This is a genomic window from Lentibacillus cibarius, from assembly GCF_005887555.1.
Taxonomy (GTDB): domain Bacteria; phylum Bacillota; class Bacilli; order Bacillales; family Amphibacillaceae; genus Lentibacillus; species Lentibacillus cibarius.
The window spans coordinates 296,354-318,435 of record NZ_VCIA01000001.1; the positions used below are offsets into that span (position 1 = coordinate 296,354).

Here is a 22,082-nt window from a genome sequence, read left to right on the forward strand (position 1 = left end):
TAAAAGGAGATTCAGTTACCGTTGCATTGGGCAGGCCCCGGCCGGGGCCTGCCCAATGCAACGCCCCCCCAAAAGTGTTCATTTTTATTTAGCAATATCTGTCTACTTTAGTTTAGCAGTCACATGATAAAGAAGCATTGATGGCAATCGAGCAAAAAATAGATGAGAAATATTCAAAGCAATTTTAAAACTTAGCGGGATTTCCTGCTGAGTTTTTTCATTCTTTATGATATGCAAAAGACTTGTATCATTTTACTGTTTTCATTTCGCCTGATATTGGGTATAATAAAATTAGAAGACATCACATAAAATAAAAGAGACCGCTAGTGTAGATACACTAACGGTCATGTACAACAGCCCTTCAAGGGGGCAGCTCACATTGTAGAGTGAAAAGATTAACCACCCTTTATGCTTACCAGGCTTGCAGGGTGGTTATTTCTTTTGAGACAGCATTGCAACGACAAGTGTTGCGAATGAAATCATTAAGATTAACGATTCAAAAACTGTCAAAGGCATCACCCCCTTTCTCTAAAGGAAGGTGCGAAAAAAGGAGTGAGCCACCACCCATGAAAGCCTTATTGTACAAGTTCTATTGTAACAAAAATCAATCTTTTCTAACAGAACATACTTTCCTATTCGTGAAGAAAATAACAAAGGCATGTTAGGCCTAGTATTAACCTTACACTTCTTTTTTCTTCATAATTCTTTCTCTAGAAGTCACCTTTTTGAAGCTTTCCACCCTATACCATCTTGAGAGCAAAAAGCATGTCCAACGATCAAGTCAAATGGAAGATGACCTAATCCATAGACATGCCAATATTGCGAAACAAATCCCTGTTTCTAACCTTTGAACCCGGTAAATCGATTATGCTTCCTTAATAAATTCACCTTGTTCGTCCAGTAAGTAAAACACGTTTTGAAAATCCTTGTCACCCCCCATTAAATCCTTATCGGTTGTTATACGTAATTTCATATCTTTTGCATACATTTTCAACGGCTCGATATGCTTCATTGATTCAGTGATGGCAATCATACGTTCATTAAATGAACTGCCTTTCCACTTTAAATGCAATAATAAGTCTTTGATATCTCCACGGCACACGTAAACATAAAATGGTTTTCCCTTCCATTCAATGGCTGCGATAAACGGTTGTGGTGCCGGGGTAATTACCGCTCCAGGGAAAAATTGATATAGTTCAAAAAACATGAGACGTTTTAACACACCTTTTGTTTGATACACCACCCAATAATTCGCTTCATACGAAACATTTGTTATGAAAGCGCCCGTCTGTCCCAACGTATAAACGGGCATAATCTGCTTATTTACACGCATTTCATGACGAACGATTTTTTGTTCGCGAGCCATCTGTTTTAAACGTTTCTTTTGCAGCCGGAATAATCGGGAGAGTTGTTTCCCCCCAATCACCCCCACCTTCGCCAACGCATCCAAAGCTGCACATTCTTTAGGGGACCTATCATTCACATAATGGATGGTCTTCAAATTGGACGGCAGCCGCTGCCAGTGCAAGGTCCATGGCTGTTCAATTGAAAATGGTCTTGACATCGTTTATCCCCCCTCTTATAGGACACGGGTGATACGCGTACGGATTTGTTCCTTTTCCGTATTAATGTTATCCACGCGCACCAGCACCCGGTCATCTTTCTGAACGTTTTGGAATTTCAAGTGACTGGACAGGGAATCAACCCCCGGCTCCAAACGAACAAAGACACCGTATTCCCGTACTCCGGACACAGTGCCAACATACTCCCCATTTTTCTGATAACGTTTCACACAATCCGGCCATGGATTCTGCAACAGAGCTTTGGCGCTAACTTCTACGTGCTGTTTTTCTTCGTCAATGGCCATCACCTTGACTTTGATGGCTTGGCCTTCCTGAAATTCGTCATGCAAGTTATCAATCCAGCCATAACGAATTTCATCAATCGGGATGACTACATGAATACCGCCGATATCCGCCAATAAATACCCTTCATCTACATGGCGAATGACAGCCGGTGTTGTATCCCCTACTTGTAGTTTGCGCAGAGTAATAGCCGCCAATTTTTCACGTGCTTTGGTGCGCGATGCTGTAAACAATTCATTTTCCTGATCGTAATTCAACACCATAAAAGCAGTGTTTTGTCCCGTCATGGAACGTAATTGGCGCAAATTTTGTGCGCCCGTATACTCCAATGGAATCAAACCACGAATGGTTCCCACCCTTACGACGGCACATGGATGTTTTTCTTCCCCTGGTTGTCCAATTTTTTCAATACCGGCAATTGGTGCGTATAAAATTTTGCTGTTCTGATAAGCTGCATAAATTTCTTTCCAGTTTTCCAGCGTATGGTCTTGTTCCTGATCCACCATCTTAGACGGGTCAAATCCTTCAATCATTACGCTTTCGTTTAATTCTTCAGCCATTATGAATCGCTCCTTTTCCAATTTTTAAATGAAACTTTCCGTTATTGATTTGTTACAAGCTGCTTTGATATCTCGTTAATAATTGCTCGATAATCTCTATCGCTGTTTGGAGTGCCTGTTCCCTTGTTTCAAAAAAAGCATGTGGCCAGGTTACCCCTGCTTCTGCCAACTGATTATGGCCGGCACTTGTGAACGAGCGTAAAACTTCGGGGAGATAGACCCAATGCTGATTACTCGGCTCAATCGTGCAAGCGAAATAGTACTGTTCCCCCGGCACGTTATACAATGCTATGGTTGCGGCCCCCACCCCCTTAAAGCGAAAATGATATGTTTCTTCCTGATACAACAGGCTTCCTTCTGCATGTTGATAAGGATAAGTGTCCATTTCGTTCTGCTCCTTTCTCTTGTTAAATGCATACAAAAAACACCCTTTTCCTATGAAAAGCGCGTTAATCCCAAAAGCCATCATCTGCTCCCTGCCCAATGGGCTGGTCCGGCTTGGCCGACGTATTCTTTTGTTCGGTTTCCTGTTCCTGTACTGAAGGTTCGACTATTGGCTCTAATTTTTGTTGCGACTGCGAAACGTCTTGGTCAATGGGGCCGGACGATAAATGATTTTTGTCTGGCACGTTTTGAAATGCTTCATCGGAAACCGTTTTTTGTTCGTGGGGCTCTGAGAACCTATGTTTGTCGTTATCTTTCACGGGTTCAGGCTGATTTGGCGTTGGCTCAGCTTTTTGATGTTTTACATTAGCAAGACGATGGAACTGCCTTTTCAGTCCAGCCCCCGTTTTTTCTCCCGTCTGATAAACTGCTTGTCGCAGTTTAGCTTTTAGACTGTTATCTTCCCATTCCCGTCTTTCCTTCCAATCCGATGGGACAAGGTCACCTCTTGCCAGAGCAGGTTTCTGCATAGCTGCTTCATACATAACTTTATGGATAAAGCTGTACTTCGGTAAGTTGTCCATAATATCGGTTGGATCAAAACGGTATTCTTCTGATTCTGTATCTCGATAAGAGTCCGGGAAGACCGTAGGCATTATCAGGCGATGCTTATATGTTGATTGACGCATCACGATTTTATCTTTACCAAATTCATCCGCAAATTCCTGTGCGTCCTGAAAGCCGACACCATTAAAACATAATTTATTCCGACAGTTCGTCATAATCGCCTGTTTCATAGCTTTCGGGCTGATGTCACCTGCTTCAACTTCCAATTGACCCAGTGACTGAGATGCAAGAATGCCTGACACTTTATAGGATGCTGCAAGCGACAGAAAAATCTCTACTTGCGGATTGATATAACGTTTATACTCATCAATGAACATAAAATGCGGACTACGAGTGTCTTCGGTTCCCGGACGGCGGAAGGTACCGTTTTGTAAATGCATGATCAAGAATTGTCCAAACGCATCCCCTGCTTTTTTGAGTGTTCCAAGTGCTGTGTTGACGATGAGCACCCCATCATTGGCAAAATGTTCATCAACATCCACATCACTCTTGCCGGTCATGATATTTTTTAATAGCTCGTTACTCGTGATGTTTTCCAGTTGCGCGCGTAAACCTATGACAAACTGCTTATATTTTTCTGCCATACTGCCCAACAGTTCATTTTCAATGGAATGCACCAAATCGGTTTCCCCTTTTTGCATACGCAATTCATTGGTCCGCTGCTCCAATAACGTTAAGTCCCGTAATGTTTCCAGTACTTCCATTAAATCGGTATTGTCCCCTTTCAATTCTTTAAGCAAGCGGGTTACATTACGTGCGGCCAACTCCTGGACGTTGGCAAAGAAAGCGTCCTGTTTGCCGAACAGCCCCCGTAATACAATAACCGTTCCTTCCACCACATCCTCCACATTCCCTTCCATGGGATTAAATTTCTGCGTATGAGGACTGGTGGGATCAATATAAATATAGGGGATAGCCATTTCATCGCAGAAATCCTTTACTTTTTCCGCAAATTCGCCTTTGGGTTCCACCACGGATAAACCTAGATTTTTTCCTTGTTTCTTTTGCAACAGCAGCTGATAAATCATTGGCTCCAAGACAGAGGCTGTTTTACCGGAACGGGTTGCACCAACCACCAGCATGTGCGTGAACATGTCTTTTCCTTTCCATACGATTGGCAGGTTATCCTGTTCAATAGAGTGTCCCAATACCGTCACCAGTTCATCGCTGTTTTTACGCTTGGACTGCTTAAAGTGTTTTTTATACGATTTATAGCCTTCCTCGGGGTTTTCGATAATGCGCTGATTGCCACGCTTTTGGCGATAAGCCTTTTCTGCTCGTATATACATTATATTGGCATACACACCTGCCAATCCGAAGAAAATCATAGCCATCCTCATCATAAATGTTTTAGAAACCATCTGCTCCCATTGCCAATATTGATAAGCCAGACTTCCTAAAGCCATAACAATGCACAATGTCAGTGAAAACGTCATGAGACGGGAAGCCATAGTATATTGCAGCTTTTTGCGCCACCTCCATAAATGATAAATAACAAATAAAGCTCCCCCTGTTCCAAGCGTGAACAAGGGGACTGGCAGGAATGTTGTCTGAAACATAACGATAATGCGGGTAACTGCCATACAAAAAACAATTACGGCATAGACCATTAGTACGATAGTATCACCTCTTTTAAGTTATATAAAAACGCTTGGCAGAAGGTTGCTTCCGCCAAGCGTTATTTGTTCCATTATTTTTATACGGCTAATATGTCATGTTTTTACTACCCGTTTACACAGGAGCAATTAAGAGTTTCATAGTACATTATTATTTAATTTCCTTTAATATCTTTTCTTGCTCCCTTTTTTTTATATACTGCATGAATTTACCTTGAATGGTATTTAAATTCTTTGAGTAGTATTTAAAATTAAACCATGAAAATACAAAAAACAACAGTAAAAGAACTAAATATATTATACATCCCCATATATGTTGGAATTGAAGATAAAGTAATTGATACGCAAAAATTATAAAAATGACAGTTCCTAGACTAAATCTTAAAACGCCAAGAGAGTGTTTAGTTGTTAATAAATACCTATACCTTCCAGCAATATAATTTCTCTGTTCATCTTCCATTTTTAAAAGACTTGTATGCCATTCATATTCTATAAAAAAATACTTCTCATTTAGTGTTAAGTCATCCCAATTATATGGTACTTCAAAATCTTTATAGTGATTTAAAATCTCATCAATGACTTTTCTCTTTTTTCTTTTGTCATAGAAATCAAAAATAAAGTATGCTTGATGTAGCAGATAACCAACAGGGACACTGACTACAATCAAAGAAAACATTATCGCTAATAAGTCAGTTGAGTTTTGTATTGACCCATTTAGTAAATTTTGTTCAAAATCATATGTTAAGCAGAAATATAATCCAAAACCAAAGATGATTGTCCATCCGGGTATTCCCCAACGTATTAGATATTTACTATCAAAGCGCAAAGTCGTCCCCCTTTCAACAAATATTACTGGTCGCTTCTATTTGAAATGAGCAGTATTCCAGCTTCTTTTAAAGCATTTCTTGGTTTTGGTTACGCCGTATAAGCCAATTTGTTGCTTCAATTGTTAGCACTCGTTCCAATCCTTTTCACCATGACTCACAACCCACTCCATCACCATCTCGGTCAAGTCCAGGGTGATAGCCTGGATCATCTTCATGTACAGGAGCACCCCCAAATTTTCTTGCTTCATCACAATTTTCGTAGAATACAGGTACCCCCTCATCAGTTCCATCTACAGGCTCTATACCCCCACCAAATAAAGATGATATAATTAATATTGCGACTCCAGACCATTGTGCCATGAATGAGCCTAGAATGATAGTTAATACATCATCTCCATCAAAACTAGCTACCTCCCTCACTTTGAAGTGTCGATAGCACCAATAACCGAAGAAAACTACCATACTAATCAAAGTACTTATAATAAACCTAACAACACCATCTTGAATATCCACTATTCCAGTTTCAAATCCAATATAGCACAATGCTGATGCAGTGCATGCAGCAAAAAATGATTGCATTGAAAAATCTTGTGATTCCATATATAACATTTCTCCTCTTGCACCCGTTGGTTAAATACACCTTTTCAGAGCTAACGATTCATGAAAAATGTGGAGTACCCTATAGTTATTAGTTAAATCCGAACATATTTTATCATTTATTACATCGGAATATAATGATTTTACCGTGCATAATTCTCCTTCTCTGTTGTTTTGGTTAAAAAATTCTGTTCTATCAGCAAAAATTCCACATGATGAATATGTTTCAGTAACCGTTCATGAGTGGGGCGTAAGCCTGCATGCGTCAGCACAAGCACCTTCCGTCCATTACGCATATAACGGTCTTTGCGGTAGGCCAGTACATGGTTGATTTTCACAATATCGGTGTCCAGCAAATTGATGAAATATTTTTCTTCTCCATTGTGCTGGACGATATGATGAAAGCCTTTCGGGTGATTGCCTGCCTTTACAGATGGTTTAAATGTAAGGTTCTCAGTTTGCTCTAAATATTGATGTAAGCGTTCCTGGTCATCTGCAAATTCAGGTACATAGCTTTTGCCGAATCCAAGTGGAAATACTTTGATGCTGTTGCACTGTAGCATAGCTCGGCTGTCCATGAGACGGTCAATGACTCGAATGAAGCTGTCTTGACCTTTGGCGAACAGGGCATAGTTGTCGAAATAACGTTCGCCAGACTGAGTGCGTTCGTCTGTACGGTGCATTTCCATTTCCCGTACAGTTTTGGCTAGGTTTTTAGCGGATATTCCATGCAAAAATGTATAGACCACATATGCTGCTCCTTTTGGGCTTGTGACGATACCCTGTACATTGTCGGCGCGGTTCAGGTTAAAAGTGTGTTTCACATACCGGCTGTCCCAGATGGTCCATCCTGCCTGTTGTAAGCGCAGAAATATTTCATTGGTTGTAAGCAAATACGGAACATGATACGTACGGACACGTAAGTCGTCGGCCCGACGCTCAACAGGATAGCCCTGCTTTCGCAAGCAGGCTATACCAGTCTCGCTGATGCGATGGTGATTGCCCTGTCTGGCTTGCTTGGCGTTATAGCCTTTGGTTGGCTTACTGATGATGTAGCCGGTGTTGCGCAGAATGCTTATTTTCTTATAAGCATAGCGCCATGTTAGGTTATGGTGCTGTTGTATCTGCTGGGTGCTGAGTATACGGTAGTCGTATAAGGTTTTGAGTATATTGACGTCCAATGGTTGCAGTCGTTTGATGACCTGTTTTTTGTTTGCTTTTCCCAATTTATCACCTGCCTTTGTTGTTCGTGGAACGGGGCTGTTTTGTCTCCCCAGTTCTCCAGTCCTTCCGAAATGGCTCAACAAAACTATTCTCCCTTTGGTTTTTTACCACTGTTCGCTCAGTTACACCGCAAGTTGTCTCCAATCAAGGAGTCTATCTTTTCAAATAGGTAGAATATCCAAATTCCGTTTGGGTAGAATATCAGGGGTAGTTCCAAATCGATTATGTTCTACCCGTGTAGAACATTTTCTGGGCAGGTAGAATATTAATTCGACTACCAGAAAATATTCACCTCGTTCTCTTCTACTATTGCTTGCTCCTTTTTATTCGATTTTTCAAAGCACCAGTCCAGATTACTAACTTCCGGAATATGTTTTAAATCGTTATGATGCTCCTGTAAATACGCTAAGAACGAAACCAGGTTTTGTTCTTCTACTAAATACGCTTGAATATGGTTTTGACTATCTGGATGACCCTGTTGGAAAAGAGATAACTCTTTCCAACTATCATCTGCAATCAACCGCGTGTATCGGATGGCATCAATAATGCATTTACTGTTGCCATTATCAAGGTCGCGTCGAACATTATCTTTAAAGTAATGCAATATAAGCAAGGCGGATTTCCCGAATTGACAGTCAATACTGGCGTAATTATAGGCTTGAAACGTAACATGTTGATAATAACTTTGAAGCGAACTAAAATAATCACGGTCATGCTCAACGTTGAAAGGTAACATCCCTGCATACGAAAACTGAAAAACCGGATAGCCATCAATAACCAATGGCTTGCTTGCGGCTAGTGGATTCTCCGGTAAACTCCTTTCCACGGGCTCATCGTTTTGCATTTCCATTAATCTTACCATCGTTTCTTCTTTCAGCATTTCTAAACTTTTTAGGATATTTATATAATGCGTCTGCAGCATGTTTCTTCTCCTTTTCCTTTTGTCTGACGTTGTAGAGCCTTTATTGATTAGCTGTCACTCTGACTAACGTCCGACATATGATGTTTGATTTTCATTTAAAAAATAGACTGTCCGACATTGTTTGTTCAAACACCTGCCATACCAACGGTTATACCTATATAATAACGTCAGACAACCAACATTGGAGCTGTCTGACGTATTATGATGAAATATTGATTTATCTGGGATACAAAGCCTATTATCCCGTCTGACATTCGTAACTTTCATTTGTTGGCTAAAAACTTGTTTACATATGGCATGGGATCTACCGATTCAAATGTGCCATCACCCTTCTTTTGATGTATTTCAAAATGGAGATGTACGCCTGTGGAATCACCTGTTGTACCCATTTGTCCAATGATTTGGCCTGCTTTTATTTTCTCTCCCACTTCAACACCTCTTTTCATCATGTGCGCATAATATGTCTGCAATCCATTCTCATGTTGGATAATTACTAGGTTACCAAATCCACCCCTGTTAAACGCTGAATATACAACTTTACCTTCAGCAAAAGCCGTGATAGGTTTGCCACGATCTTGACCACCAGCAATATCAATCCCTGCATGAAAACTTCTTTCTCCTTCTATAACACGATAACCATAGGTTGATGTTAGATTTTTCGTATGTGGCACTATCCATGCCTGATTTCCTTTTATCTCCACCGTTGCTTCCTCTTTTGATACAAAGCCAGCGTTATAGAGATTATAAAAATGCATGACCTCGTCTACATACCAATCAGCATGATTATAAGCACGTATAGCTTTACGTAGATCACTAGATTTCGTTATATAAACTTCCAAATGGTTAGCAGCTGCAAAAATAGCATCTTTTTCTTCCCACGGACTTGCAATGCCATTTCCATTAGCGTCCACACCAAATCCACCGTACCTTTCAATTTGTTTCGGGTCTGTTTTGATGTCTTTAGGAATTTCTGTCCCACCTAAGCCTTTACAAAAGGGATAGTCCCAGCCCAACCAACTACATGGCATGAATTGAAGATGGCCTTCTGCTCCAACTGGTGATACCATATCGATGGTAGAAAATACGGTTTCGACACGGTGGATGGACGCAAGTAATAACCATGGCACATCATATTTCTCCCCCGCCTTCTTATACATCGGGATAAACCGTTCAGGGATTTCTTTTTCAGCTATTTTGGAAGGTGTTCCTGTTTGTAGCACGTTCTTATCACCGAAACCAATATCACCAAAAAACATACCTAAAAATACTACACCCACAAACAAAACAATACAAAAGAACATGATTAGGCCAACAAGAAGACCAATACTTAATTTAAAAATTCCTCTCATAAGTACCGGTAATCCTTAATGATGTAAAACATTCAACTTATAATTCCTAACCCGGAATGTTTCTTCTATTTGTTTCATTTTGAGGGTGTAATTAACTACTTCCTGCCTAGTTTTTTTGCCTTTACTATTGTAAATATCACCTGTAACTCGAGCTTTCCAAACAAAATATTCTTCACTTGGTTCATAAGGTTCATAAACCTTCGCAGACACTATCTGCTTTTTATAGATTGCTGCAGTTGGTCTAGGTGTTTTCTCTACAAGTTTTTGATACATCTTGTCTGTCATATAAGCATGAGCATTTTTAATATGCTGTATCGGCTTATCACCATTAAAAGCATAATAATTTGTTGCGAATTGTTTAGCTACTTTTCTGGACTCCTTTATTTGTTCACCTGAAAAATGCTTACGATAAAAACTCTCAGGCTCCTTCAATGTATCCGGATCAGGAGTATCTATCTCTTGTTGCTCATGATTTTCCTGAATTATATTGGATTCTATTGCGGTCCCACTCGCTTCTTCCGTTAGTTCGTTATACTCACGCACTGTTTGATTATTTTGTTCCAAAGCACCGTTTTCTGTTGACACATCATTTGATGCATCTTTAGGCATTGTTTTTCCGACAAATATAGAAACTAAAAACAGCGTAATGATAATAGCCATTACGCTGTAAACAATGATATTTTTGGTTTTTTCATCCATATCGTACATGGCCCTCCTGTATTAATCCAATTCCGGATAATCATTTTGTTCCGTTCGTTTTTCATTTGCCACCGGAGGCATATGGTTTTCTAATGATGCTAAGTCTGTTGAATTATCATGTTCAGACATCTGAACATTATTTGTACGGTCTTCAGCCAGCTCACCATATTGTGGCGTTTTCAATGGTGATTTCACGACTGTTTCCGGACCATCTTTTCCAAGTGTATTTTTACCAGATTTACTTTGAGTTGCTATATTATTTTCTGTTATATGGCCACTTGATAAATTATCTGGTTGGCCGTAGCTCAATCGGTCAACATTGTTTGCTGCTGTATTCGACTGGACCGTGCCTGGTGATAAAGTTCCCAACGTATCACCTTCTACATTTTTTCCTTGTGTATCCTTGTTATTGGCTTTCACATTATTATTATCAGGCTGTAAACTCGGCATTGGGTCACTACGGCCATTTTCTTGTTCCGTCATCTCCTTATTGTTACCGGTATTGGAAGTCTCCGATTTCTCCGACACTGTAGAAGAATGTACATCTTTATCAGGGGGTCTTACACTGCTTGACTGATTGGCTGGTATCACTGAAGCTTCTGAATTAATTTCATTCCTTTGTTTTAGTGAAGTCAATTGGCTGGATCGTTTAGCCTGAATACCACTTTTGGTAACATCTGCAACATTGCCTTCACCGGTGGCCATTTTTCCAACGGAACTTCCAATATTTGCCCCAGCTAAAGCTCCTGCTCCCCCTGTAGTAAGACCTCCAATTGCAGCACCGTAAGTTGTTGCTAGTCCCTGCGTCCCTTTCTTCAGCGGATTGTTGAAATCACCCATTCCATCCCGTATTTCTTGAACGCCTTGAGACCCAGCCGCAAAGATATTTTTAATTCGTTTACGTAAAAAGAACAGCAACATAAATAAGACAAAGTGAATTAAAGCTGCGGCAATATATCCCATAAATGGATTACCGGATTGAGTTGCCGTAAAATCAGCCTGATATAGTAACTCTGAAATCGCAAATATGATCAGTGCTGAAAAGGCCACCACAATTTTTAGTACCAATGGTAAACCCAGTTCTATAAAGTATCGTTTAACCACATTAAATTGTCCCGGCATTGCTCCAAACAAAAGAGCAAATGGAGCAAAAATTGCTATTAACATAAACCAGAATTGAAACAGCAACAAAGCCAACGCCAAGAAATATACAGGTAATGAAGTAATACCATTTATTGTTAGATACATTGGTGTGAAAGATAAACGTTTGCTGATATTATCATAAAATAAGTTATTGTTATTCCAATCTTTTGTTTCCGTTGCTATAGCATCGTACCGTTCTTCAGAGTTTGGCTTCGCTTTTAATAAATTGTTTACACGGTTAATTGCTTTATCCTTACTATCTGCTAAATTATTTAGATTGGTTTCACCGTACATCATATACATAAATGGGCGATCCACAAACAACGTCCAAAGATTGTTTTTCATCTCTAACTTTAGGCTTTCTTCATCGAGATTGGTTGGCCCAGCATTTTCAACCTCTTGAGCACCATTCTGGCCTTGTTCATTCAAATTACCCGCTAATACCAACGTACTGGCTTCCGTAGTCACCTGATTCAGCCCAGATAAGAACGTGGAGTAGTTCGTAAACAACAATAACGCTATGGTTAATGCTAGGACTGTTTGCAAAATAGTTCCTAATGATGAAAACATCGATCGCTTCCAAACCATTAGAAATATAGCATAAATGACTGTGAAAAGAGCTACGAATTTTGCTAAATTTCCAAAGATGCCATTTGATGAAAAGTTACCAATACCAGTGATACCAGTAATTTTCTGCATTATGCTGTCCAGTTTTTCAATAATTAAATTGATAAAGTCAAAACTGTAGGCAAAGTCTAAGGAAGAAATCATGAAATTGGTCATTAGGATATTCATATCAAAAGCAATGTTGACAAGATAGTTGAAAAACTCATTCATCTTCTGTCCTGCTTTATCTTTCATGTCCAGGAACCAAAACTTATCCGTTACTTTATCAGCAAAACTTTCCTCTTTATTAAAATCCTCTGGAACAGCATCTAAATGATAATAAGAATTATCGTCTTCTTTAAAAGACCCTAATTGATTATGTTGGGTTTCACCTTGCTGTTCTGCATTAACAGGACCAATTCCGCCAATTAACAATGTAATAACTATAGTTAGAGACAGTAACTTCATCAAGCGTTTAATAGATAATCTCATATATCCGCCCATAAAAAATAACCCCTTTAAATCAGGGGTTATTCATAGGTTTATGCCTCCCTTTATTATTTATTTTCTTCTTCAAAGCCATAAGACTCTTTTCCATTTGATGTACTTTGCTTCTCATACTCATGTATTACTTTTCCCGACTTCCAATCATTTACTTTGTCAGGTTTTTTCTCAGTAAATTTTTTTACTTTCCACTCTCCTTTTTCATTCTTTTTTAAGCTGATGAAATTAAAATCGCTCTCATCTTTTTCATAACCTCTCCAAGGCTCTACATAGTAAATTACCTCTTTCGAACTTTCACCGTAAACATATCCATAACGTCGTATTTCATACTCATCATTCAATTTTTCAAAATCCTTAAATTGGTCGGTATACTTATTTTTTATTTTCTTATAGTCTTGCTTGTTAATAAGTTCTTTCCCGTGAATATCATCACCATTCTTACTAACAATACCTGTAACATATGGCTGATTTTCAAGCTCTTCTTTGCCTTTAGGCGACAACATTTCGTATGCAACAGGAATATTTAATTCAAATCCAGCTTTATAAAACTTTTTGGCTACTTTATCTGTTTCTTCAAATACTTTTTCACGTTCTGACTTTTGCTCGTTTTTTGCATCGCCTTCGTTATTTTCTGGACTAGCTTCTTTATCAGAGGAACAAGCAGCCACAAATAAGAACATACTAATCATCAGGAGAATAAATAGTGTTTTCTTTTGCATCAGAACCACTCCTTTATTTTGTTATAACCTTCGTTTATTTACTTTCACCGTACCAACAATACTAATCGGTTCCTTAGGAGGTTCCCATCAACTCTCTTTGTTTTTCTTCCACCGTTGCGGTAGATGAATCAAACGCATCTAATAAATCTCGAAATACCGGATTAATATGAATAACCGCCGAACGTCCAAAGATATCCTGGAATAATGCATCCCCACGTCCAAGGTTTTTTAGCACATCAATATTTTCTTGCGTCTGTGGCAAGTTTAAATAATTTAACATCTCCTGGGCTTCTTCCGTTTTCCGTAAGCCAAAACTGAATTTCATTCCCATGTTTGCCACGTCCTGCCCATGATCCGAAGCATTTTGCGAACCTTTTAAAAGCGTTGTATTATAAAATCGTCCCATTCGCACAATAAAGTCCATCAACTCCGAGCCAACAGCACTTTGTTCGATAGAACTAGCTTCATCCTGTAGGATAAATTTGTGTCGCATACGATCTTGATTAAACATGTACTGTTTCGTAAAAGCTGTCAGCGAAATCATAATTGCCTCAGATATTTTATGTTGAGGCCGCATTTTTTTCGTTGTTTTACTTGGCAAATTGAGATTCTGTACCATTAGTACTTGAATGGGGACATCAGGATGCAGTACTTTATATTGCTGTCCTACTTCCCCGAAGAGTAACTTCGCAAGCTGATTACGCCGCAATGTTTCTAACATACCTTTTAATTTGTCAACAGCGTTAATACGTGCAGCATTCAGGTTTGCTGCATTATAAAGATTTTCTAAATACGTTATTACCGCCCCTATACAAGGGTCTTCTTGTTTCGCCACCTGTTCTATTGCTTCACTTAAAATAGCGTATGCATCATCTTCAATATCCACATTTGTAAGATGTGTCAGAATGTCCATGCAGATATCCTTACCTTCCTCCAAATTAGTACTTGTTCGGAAAGGGTCCAACGAACCAGCGTCCTTTGCATCTGCCCCTATTTGCCAGACAGCAATATACTCTTCAGGAATATAAGGAAGTCCCTTTGTCCAATTTTTGCGGTCACCCTTTGGATCAATAACTAATCCCTGCGAACCAGTCAAAGTGGCCAAATAGATAAATAGATTCATAAACAAAGATTTCCCTTTTCCGGTCATGCCTGCTACCATGACCGAGATAGAGTCAAACACATTATTGACATTTTCATACGCTTTGGCCGCAAGGTCCGGTTTAATAAAAACAGGCTTTTGAAATTGACGTGTATAGCCAATATAAAAACCACGGTTATCCCCGATATTCGTTGTAGCGCCAAACATCATACCTGCTAAAACCGTTGGAGATACGTACATAGGAAAATCATTATTAAATTGTTTTGATCCCGGTATGGTTTCCATTAGTAAGTTGAGTTGTTCACCATATGGAGAAACAATACTGACTCCAAATCGAGATAATTCATCCGTTAATTGCTCAACCCGTGTTTGCAATGTCCGTTTATCTTTTGCAATGACTTTAAATACAAAGGAACAACTATATCCCGGCTGCCCTGTCTGCTTAAAGTAATTTTCCATTTGCACAGCACCCTGTTCCGATTCAACAACGCTTTGATCGATGCTGTCCTGCCCTTTCGCAGCTTCTTTTCTTTGATCCTTATATTCCAATCGTGCATTACTCAATTTCTTTTGCACTAACCGATTAGGCTGGTGATGTGCTCGTATGGAAATAGTGACCGGAAAAGGCATTCGGGACTGCACATGATAAAGCCATTCGAAACCGGGATGACTACTGACGTCATTCATATCATTACAGACTAAATATTGTGTATACAGCTCTTCGACTTCATGATTTCGTATTTTACTTAGCAGCAATGTTTTGGGGCCGACTTCATCAATATTCGCATTTTGCAGATCCATAAAGGCATTTTCTTTGGGACGGATAGCTTCATGATGGATATTATTGGAATCTATACCCTCAACTTTATCACCTGATGCAAACGCCTGTCGATATGTCACATCTTGATTCGTTGGAGAGATAGAATAGGTTTTTTCTGCCAAATAAATAAGTTCTCCCGTTGTGGCTGATTTTACCATAGAAGAAAAACCGTTAGCCATATTCGTTATTAATCCTTCTGCCTGTTTCTGATACGCCTCTATCACTTCCAAAGGAATATCATAAGGGTATAATCCAACTGCCCGGTAGACTGGTGAACGTAGACCATCTAAAAAATTCTTCAACTGATAAAGCAATGTGTTCCCCATATTAGGTGATACATATCTATTTTTGGAAGGATCTAATTGAACTCCCAGATAATGAATATATTCACCTGACTCATTCTGAGAACGTTGTTTGTTCAAATGCTGATTCACCTGTTCCATAAAATGCTTTCCATTCTCTTTTAACGAATAATCCAGTCGCTGCATTTCCTGTATGGTTTGATTCACCACACCACTAATATTCTTAGGTGTGGGATCAATTATAAAGTGCAAGTCGTGCCCATTATTTGATAGATAACTTAACTGATGCTGAAATGGCTTTACTTTATCATCAAAATCCAAGAAATCGTAACTGAAACCTTCAATTCGATAATAGGCCCATACAGTGTTATCGTGTGCAAAAACAAGATTATCTTCAATATGCCTAATGGGAAATTCTAAAATATTTGTCGGCATGCCAAAACTCCTTTCTTTCTTACTTATAAGTCACAAATCCTTTATAACGATAGGTTGTAGGTTTAAAATGATGTATCTTAACACCATAGGTATAATGACTATGGAAGACATGCGTACTTTCTTTGGGTATTTTTCGTCCATGGACGTATGTTTTTCTGCTTAATTTTCGTACATGATAAAACAGAAAGGAACGGAAGAAATGGATTGGTGATCGTCCTTCTGTTCCGACATCTGTCAATAACCAAGCAATCGTAATAGGTAAAAGAAATAAAATACCATCGGGAATCCACCGAATGAATTGGCCTAAAACCGGTATTGCCAGCCAAATAACTTCTCCTATGCTAAATACAAGTAAATAAAGCAGCCCTTTAAAAGGAATAGGTCTGCCCAATTTCAGGCCGAACAGCTGATAAATCTTACGATCAAATTTTAAAAAGTTATTTAATACATATAATGGGATACGCCTTTTTTGTTCATCCTGCATATAAAGCTCCTTTAATTAGATAAGGAACAGCATTGATTAATGCTGTTCCTTGAAGAAATAATTGACGCCATATCACTGGCCAATTTTCAGTTTTTTGTTGAACCATTCAGATAAACCTAAAATAAGATCCGGGTTTAACACAAATATACCAATGATTGATCCTGCAATTAATACGCCTGCTGCGAACAACCACGCACGTTTAAAAACAGCCACCATTAACAAAACAATGATGATAAAAAACAGCACATACTGTATTTCTTCGGTAAACCAACTAAACAATGGTTCCAAACTCATTCATCCATCACCCACTTTCAAGTTGTCTTTTTATTTATTCGGATGCTAGCTCTTTAATTGCTTGATCGGCTTTCAGATTTGATACAAGGTAGTGGTCTTGCTCCTTGGTGACGACTAACCTGTATACGGTATCAAATTGAATACTTGTTTCCGGGTCCTCCATCGTTACGTCAGCAATGACAATAAACTTCGATTGTTTTTCTCCATGGAATACATCAGCACTTCCTACTTCCACGAAATTTAACGCTCCCTGTAATCCGTTTTGATGCTTCTCATCTGTCAAAATATAACTCAATCGGTCTTCTGAGTCTTTGGCATAACTAGTAAAGAAGGTGTCTAAAAAGTTTTTAATATTGGTCACTTCCTTACTAGCTTTTGCCGCCTCTAAATCCTTTCGATAATTATTAGCTTCTTCGGTTACAGTCGTTGCTGAATCGACATTTGTAATAAATGGTAGATCATAAACACCATAAGATGTTCCGTTATACGTAATTGGTACAGCAAAGAAATTGGCTACTTCTTTGGTTTCAGTTTTCGTTTTTGCTTTTTCCTTATCTTTCTTATTTTCGTTTTTTACTTGCACCTCTCGGCTCATTTTTGTCATTGTTTCAAAAATAATATGTGCTTTGTTTTCTGTTATTTTTTCTACGTTCTGCAGACTAACGTGCTGTACAGATGCATCCCATTTTAGACTGTCCTTAACCAATCCTGCTTGACTATCAAGTCCTTTAGCCAAAAAGTTGGAAAGCCGTTTTTCACGAACTTTCCAACTATCACGTTTCCAAGTGAAATAATTTTTGGTGAAGTCTTTAGCAAACTGAATGGCTTCCGGCTTTGTCGCAGGATTTGTCATTGGTTTCGGCTGGCTTTGTTTCACTTCAGCACCAGAGTTGATGTTTGACGTTATGTTCACAAACACAACTAAAAACATGAACGAAAATAACAGCCAAAATGTAATGACACCGAGCTTACGCATAAGATAACTTTTGGGACGCGCTGGTTTCTCTTTTTTAGGCTTTGTGCTGAAAAACACTTTCATTTTTTGCATAAAACGTTTTAATGCCTTGATGTTTTCTTTATTCTCTTTTTTCTTTTGAATGTTTTTCAACCATTTGACCTCCCTCCCATTCTGTTTTTGCTATCTTATATTTTTTTACTGGAACCAAATACGATAAAAATGGCAATAATGATAAGAAAGGTAGTTACGGCCCCATACCGAACTAAAGCCATATCGTATAGACGTACAATGGCATCTTTAAACTCTTGCCATAAAGGTTGAATAGCCGGAAACTCTTCCAAAATGATACTTCCGACAACCAAGAACAAAAATATACCTAAAAGCAGTCCAAGAAAAAAACGAATCATATGTTCACCTCCCTCTCCATGAAATAACTAAAATTAAAGCTAAGACTTTGCACATTCCCCCTTTCAAGGCATAAAAAATACCCTGCAGATGCCGCAGAGCAAGTCCTTCATGCCTATTTTTCTTTACCAGTATATGTTTTGCTTTGACTGAAACCTTCTTTCACGAATAATCGACATTAGTTTAATCATCTTCCTGAAAACCAAATGAAGTAAGAAAAGCATTGGCAGTTTCATGCATGGTTTGTTCATTTACTTCATTGGAAGTACTTTCCTGACTACTTGCTTGCGACACATTACAATTATCCAACTTCCGCAGCATCTCTTGCTGATTTTCTTTTAGTATTTCCATATCTTTCTTTAGAGAATCAATCATTTCTTGTTGTTCCAGTCCTTGTTGAGAACTATTTACTGCAATACCTAACAGCTTTCGTATACCTTCACTTCGCTGATTGGCAGGTAGTTTTTCCAGATATTCATAAATTACTTGATCATCACTGGTTAAACGAAAACTATACCGTTTTTTCCAATTTGTATGCATACACTAACCCATCTTTTTGTCTCGCTTCTGATTGGTGATGGACCGTCCAAGCCGAAGGTAACCGATGGTATTGGCAAACTGACTTTCCGTTATACGTTTTAAACGATGATCAAAGTGGGGCTGGACAAATGACTCGAACAAATTACCACCGCCACCTGCCAGAAAAATAGCGTCGAACAGATCGCTTTCTTCTGCCCAGACACTTTTTAGCCGATCGGCAATATTCGTTGCTATTGATTCCTTACTTTTATAGATGGCTTCTGCAAAATCAATACGTTTTCTCTTGTAGGTTAAAAACTCATTCTTTAAGATTCGACTGATATGGAACTCATTCAGATCGGCACCTCCTGATTGAGCTTTAAACACTTGCCTAATGTCGCGATGCAAATTAATAACGCCTTCATCCACCGTTCCCGATAATTTAGCATGCGGTACGAAAGAACCGTTTTTTTGCATTTCGACTACAACAAAATCGGTTGTTCGAAAACCAATATCCATTAACGCAAGAAAATTTCCCTGCTCCATTAAATGCGGATACGTATATTTCCCTTCATGATTTAGGAGAGCTGAAAAAATTGCTGATGCGCCCTGTGGAAACACCATCGCCAGATCAATATTCAGACGTTTTTCCTGGCCTTTAAATGGACCAGTATCCCATTGCATAATTGGCTGCATTCCCAGTATTGCCTGCCTAAATTCCTTTGCCTGTGACTGATAAAAGTCCAATGGCAACCCTGTGGAAACCTGTACATGTTCATCATCTGTAACCAACTGAACAGCTACATTTAATAATACCTGCGTATATACATGAGTAAATCTTTCCTGATCAAATATACGGGAAACGGAACGTGATTCCTTGGCCAAATCACCGACAAAGTAATCTTCTCCTTTGAAATGAACATGTATATTTTTTAAATTATTCGGTTCCTCCCCCATAACACTGGTAAGGTTTCGATGATATCCTTTCCCTACTAATGATGGAAACACAATTTGTTTTCCGGAAGATGACATAGCCTTTACATATCCATAACCCAAATCAACTGCGACATGCTCCATAATTTTCTCTCCTTTCCAATCCTTTATATTTAGCTAGATAGTGGATTCTTCCCATACTTCTCGATAAATAGATTACTGTGTGAAAAGGTGTGTAGCTTAGCCGTATTTATTAGGTTTATATGTTCGTGATCATTTCTCTCCCTAAATAAACCAGTAACAACAGTGCCGTGCAGCGATCTAACAGGTGGAACGTCTTTTGTCTAACGTTGAACCCGATTGCTTTTGGGACTGGATAGAAAAACTGCACTTGCCCGGTAAGCATGTCCCCTGCAATATGGGCCAACAAACCAACACCTGCTGATAACCATACCCACTCACTTGTAAGAGGGTACAATACTAAAACGATTAATACAGAAAATAATAGCGAATGTGTTATCGTCCGATGACCAAACATTTTATTGATCAAAAACGATAACGGGAACACGATTTTTCCAAACTTTGATTTATGCTCATCCAGATCTGGAATAATACCTGCTATGCCGCCTACCACTGCTGCCCGCCAGTCCCCACCTGTAACAACATAACCTGCAGCTATTCCAGATAATAGATGCGTCCTCCACTCCATGGTCATTCCCCACTCTATTTACTTATTAGACATAACAACTTCTCCAATTCCTAATTGTCCAACCCAGGTACAATTGAAACAGATATAAAAAGCAGGATCATTGGACATTTTCCCTAACAATAAGTATGTTTTGCTACCGCATTTCGGGCATGATGTAACTTGTGACATTTGAATCGTGTACGCTGATTTGAAGTGGTTCATGTTACCCCTCTTTCCGATTTATTTATCATATTTATCTGCTAAAAACCCTCGTATGGCCTTTTTCGTTTCAGCTTGGTAAACTTCTTCCACTTTGTCCTGCATATACCATAAGAAATTCTCTAATTCTATAAGACTAATCTGCATCTTGATTATCTCACCTCTCGGAAAAGCACTTATTTGGCTGGATGCTGTTATAACAATGCCTGCAACAACTGGGGCTATATTTTCGGTCCAGTCCAGCCTTGTGTTAGCTGATACTTTTAACACCATTGATTTAAAATGTCTTGTTTTCTACTTTGGCTCACTAACATTACACCCGTCTGAGTAGGAGCGCATAATTTAGAATGACAGCTGTATAGAGAAGAGTGAGAAAGGAAATCTCAGCATTATTCGTTATCATTCCTGTCATAACAACAATGACACCAATTTTAGGGTGTGGTTTTTTGACCACACATGTGTTGTTTTTTTGCCACACCCCCAAACTATAAATACCGGAAATGTCAAGGTGTGATTTGATACCACAGCTACCTTTTATAACACAGCTAACTCCCGCTGCATCAATATTCAAAGGTGTGGTTTTATATCACACCCTTTCATTTCGCTTTAATTGTAAATACGTTTTACGCCGATACAAGCGGCCAAACTCGTGTCCATTTTTCAACCATAGTTTCCAGGCTAGATACACTTTTTTGCGTTCTAATATATCAAATTCCATCACTAATCTGGCCAATGTCGCATTAATGCGGTTACGATCTCCTGCATAAATAATTTCCGGATTCATAAACAATGGACGCTGGGATACATTTCGTTTATGTGCTTTTATTTCCTGCGCATTCACAAACTCAAATAACATTCCTTTAGCAAGAAGCTGGGATATCGTCTTACTTGTGGCTGAACGCTCTCGATTTAAATAACGTGCTATTTCCGAAATACTCATAAATTCATTAGTTTCGCGATTAATAATGGCATTGGAATGAAATTGCACTAATGGCATAAGTGACAGCAACAATCCCAGCTCGCTATTGGTTAGATGCTTACTCTGGATGACGGTATCCAAATTCTCCTGTATTGCCTGACAAAATAGTGCTTTATTTTTCTGTTTTAATTTGTAAAGGCCGTATCCCTGTTGGTTAGCTTTTGTTTCCTGCTGGGTTACCTCACTTAAATCAACCGCTTTTTGCATGCTAGATGATCGTGCTTTACCTTCAGCCTCGCTGAGCGATTTTCTAAAATTTCCTGTCATGATCTTTTTTCCTTTCGGAATAAGCAACGCTCTGA

The 22,082-nt window shown here is 38.9% G+C and carries 23 protein-coding genes; all 23 read right to left on the reverse strand.

Features of this window, described 5'->3' with window-relative positions; translation table 11 throughout:
* Positions 1 to 432: 432 nt before the first annotated feature.
* The 23 genes from FFL34_RS18990 to FFL34_RS01605 all read right to left on the reverse strand — a co-directional run bounded on the left by FFL34_RS18990 (position 433) and on the right by FFL34_RS01605 (position 22,047).
* A complete protein-coding gene (locus tag FFL34_RS18990; protein ID WP_411712835.1) occupies positions 433 to 516 on the reverse strand; it encodes a putative holin-like toxin in 84 nt (27 codons plus the stop codon).
* A 349-nt stretch (positions 517 to 865) separates the two neighbouring features.
* The gene (locus FFL34_RS01500; protein WP_138600701.1) at positions 866 to 1,564 is read right to left on the reverse strand and encodes a hypothetical protein; all 699 of its coding nucleotides are present in this window, start codon (positions 1,562 to 1,564) and stop codon (positions 866 to 868) included.
* A gap of 15 nt (positions 1,565 to 1,579) precedes the next feature.
* Entirely contained in the window at positions 1,580 to 2,425 is an 846-nt protein-coding gene (locus FFL34_RS01505; RefSeq protein WP_138600703.1) for a S1 RNA-binding domain-containing protein, read from the reverse strand.
* 52 nt (positions 2,426 to 2,477) lie between these two features.
* Positions 2,478 to 2,810: a hypothetical protein gene (locus tag FFL34_RS01510; protein WP_138600705.1), complete on the reverse strand. Its 333-nt coding sequence runs from the start codon at positions 2,808 to 2,810 to the stop codon at positions 2,478 to 2,480.
* Positions 2,811 to 2,874: 64 nt separating this feature from the next.
* A complete protein-coding gene (locus FFL34_RS01515; RefSeq protein WP_234031398.1) occupies positions 2,875 to 5,046 on the reverse strand; it encodes a type IV secretory system conjugative DNA transfer family protein in 2,172 nt (723 codons plus the stop codon).
* Positions 5,047 to 5,203: 157 nt separating this feature from the next.
* Positions 5,204 to 5,878, reverse strand: coding sequence for a BA5345 family protein (locus FFL34_RS01520; RefSeq protein WP_138600707.1), 675 nt, complete (start codon positions 5,876 to 5,878; stop codon positions 5,204 to 5,206).
* A gap of 145 nt (positions 5,879 to 6,023) precedes the next feature.
* A complete protein-coding gene (locus FFL34_RS01525) occupies positions 6,024 to 6,479 on the reverse strand; it encodes an excalibur calcium-binding domain-containing protein (RefSeq protein ID WP_234031399.1) in 456 nt (151 codons plus the stop codon).
* A gap of 140 nt (positions 6,480 to 6,619) precedes the next feature.
* Positions 6,620 to 7,780 carry a replication-relaxation family protein gene (locus tag FFL34_RS01530; protein WP_171046240.1) on the reverse strand — a complete coding sequence of 387 codons (1,161 nt, stop codon included), beginning with the start codon at positions 7,778 to 7,780 and terminating at the stop codon, positions 6,620 to 6,622.
* Positions 7,781 to 7,974: 194 nt separating this feature from the next.
* Positions 7,975 to 8,622, reverse strand: coding sequence for a RusA family crossover junction endodeoxyribonuclease (locus FFL34_RS01535; RefSeq protein ID WP_138600711.1), 648 nt, complete (start codon positions 8,620 to 8,622; stop codon positions 7,975 to 7,977).
* A gap of 263 nt (positions 8,623 to 8,885) precedes the next feature.
* Positions 8,886 to 9,971, reverse strand: coding sequence for a peptidoglycan DD-metalloendopeptidase family protein (locus tag FFL34_RS01540; RefSeq protein ID WP_138600713.1), 1,086 nt, complete (start codon positions 9,969 to 9,971; stop codon positions 8,886 to 8,888).
* A 15-nt stretch (positions 9,972 to 9,986) separates the two neighbouring features.
* The gene (locus FFL34_RS01545) at positions 9,987 to 10,670 is read right to left on the reverse strand and encodes a hypothetical protein (protein WP_138600715.1); all 684 of its coding nucleotides are present in this window, start codon (positions 10,668 to 10,670) and stop codon (positions 9,987 to 9,989) included.
* A gap of 21 nt (positions 10,671 to 10,691) precedes the next feature.
* Entirely contained in the window at positions 10,692 to 12,923 is a 2,232-nt protein-coding gene (locus tag FFL34_RS01550) for a CD3337/EF1877 family mobilome membrane protein (RefSeq protein ID WP_138600717.1), read from the reverse strand.
* 53 nt (positions 12,924 to 12,976) lie between these two features.
* Positions 12,977 to 13,642 carry a hypothetical protein gene (locus FFL34_RS01555; protein WP_138600719.1) on the reverse strand — a complete coding sequence of 222 codons (666 nt, stop codon included), beginning with the start codon at positions 13,640 to 13,642 and terminating at the stop codon, positions 12,977 to 12,979.
* A 73-nt stretch (positions 13,643 to 13,715) separates the two neighbouring features.
* Positions 13,716 to 16,301, reverse strand: a complete 2,586-nt coding sequence (locus tag FFL34_RS01560; RefSeq protein WP_138600721.1) for an ATP-binding protein — start codon at positions 16,299 to 16,301, stop codon at positions 13,716 to 13,718.
* A 19-nt stretch (positions 16,302 to 16,320) separates the two neighbouring features.
* Entirely contained in the window at positions 16,321 to 16,785 is a 465-nt protein-coding gene (locus FFL34_RS01565) for a TcpE family conjugal transfer membrane protein (protein ID WP_138600723.1), read from the reverse strand.
* A 72-nt stretch (positions 16,786 to 16,857) separates the two neighbouring features.
* Positions 16,858 to 17,079: a TcpD family membrane protein gene (locus FFL34_RS01570; protein WP_138600724.1), complete on the reverse strand. Its 222-nt coding sequence runs from the start codon at positions 17,077 to 17,079 to the stop codon at positions 16,858 to 16,860.
* A gap of 34 nt (positions 17,080 to 17,113) precedes the next feature.
* Positions 17,114 to 18,187, reverse strand: coding sequence for a conjugal transfer protein (locus FFL34_RS01575; RefSeq protein WP_138600726.1), 1,074 nt, complete (start codon positions 18,185 to 18,187; stop codon positions 17,114 to 17,116).
* Positions 18,188 to 18,222: 35 nt separating this feature from the next.
* A complete protein-coding gene (locus FFL34_RS01580; RefSeq protein ID WP_138600728.1) occupies positions 18,223 to 18,444 on the reverse strand; it encodes a hypothetical protein in 222 nt (73 codons plus the stop codon).
* 181 nt (positions 18,445 to 18,625) lie between these two features.
* Positions 18,626 to 18,982: a hypothetical protein gene (locus FFL34_RS01585; RefSeq protein ID WP_138600730.1), complete on the reverse strand. Its 357-nt coding sequence runs from the start codon at positions 18,980 to 18,982 to the stop codon at positions 18,626 to 18,628.
* A gap of 3 nt (positions 18,983 to 18,985) precedes the next feature.
* A complete protein-coding gene (locus FFL34_RS01590; RefSeq protein WP_138600732.1) occupies positions 18,986 to 20,038 on the reverse strand; it encodes a ParM/StbA family protein in 1,053 nt (350 codons plus the stop codon).
* 115 nt (positions 20,039 to 20,153) lie between these two features.
* Positions 20,154 to 20,603, reverse strand: a complete 450-nt coding sequence (locus FFL34_RS01595; RefSeq protein WP_171046241.1) for a metal-dependent hydrolase — start codon at positions 20,601 to 20,603, stop codon at positions 20,154 to 20,156.
* Between the two features lie 219 nt (positions 20,604 to 20,822).
* Complete coding sequence (locus FFL34_RS01600) at positions 20,823 to 21,074, reverse strand: hypothetical protein (RefSeq protein ID WP_138600736.1); 252 nt, start codon at positions 21,072 to 21,074, stop codon at positions 20,823 to 20,825.
* A gap of 313 nt (positions 21,075 to 21,387) precedes the next feature.
* On the reverse strand, positions 21,388 to 22,047 hold the full coding sequence (locus FFL34_RS01605) for a helix-turn-helix domain-containing protein (RefSeq protein WP_138600738.1): 660 nt from the start codon (positions 22,045 to 22,047) through the stop codon (positions 21,388 to 21,390).
* Positions 22,048 to 22,082: the final 35 nt, after the last annotated feature.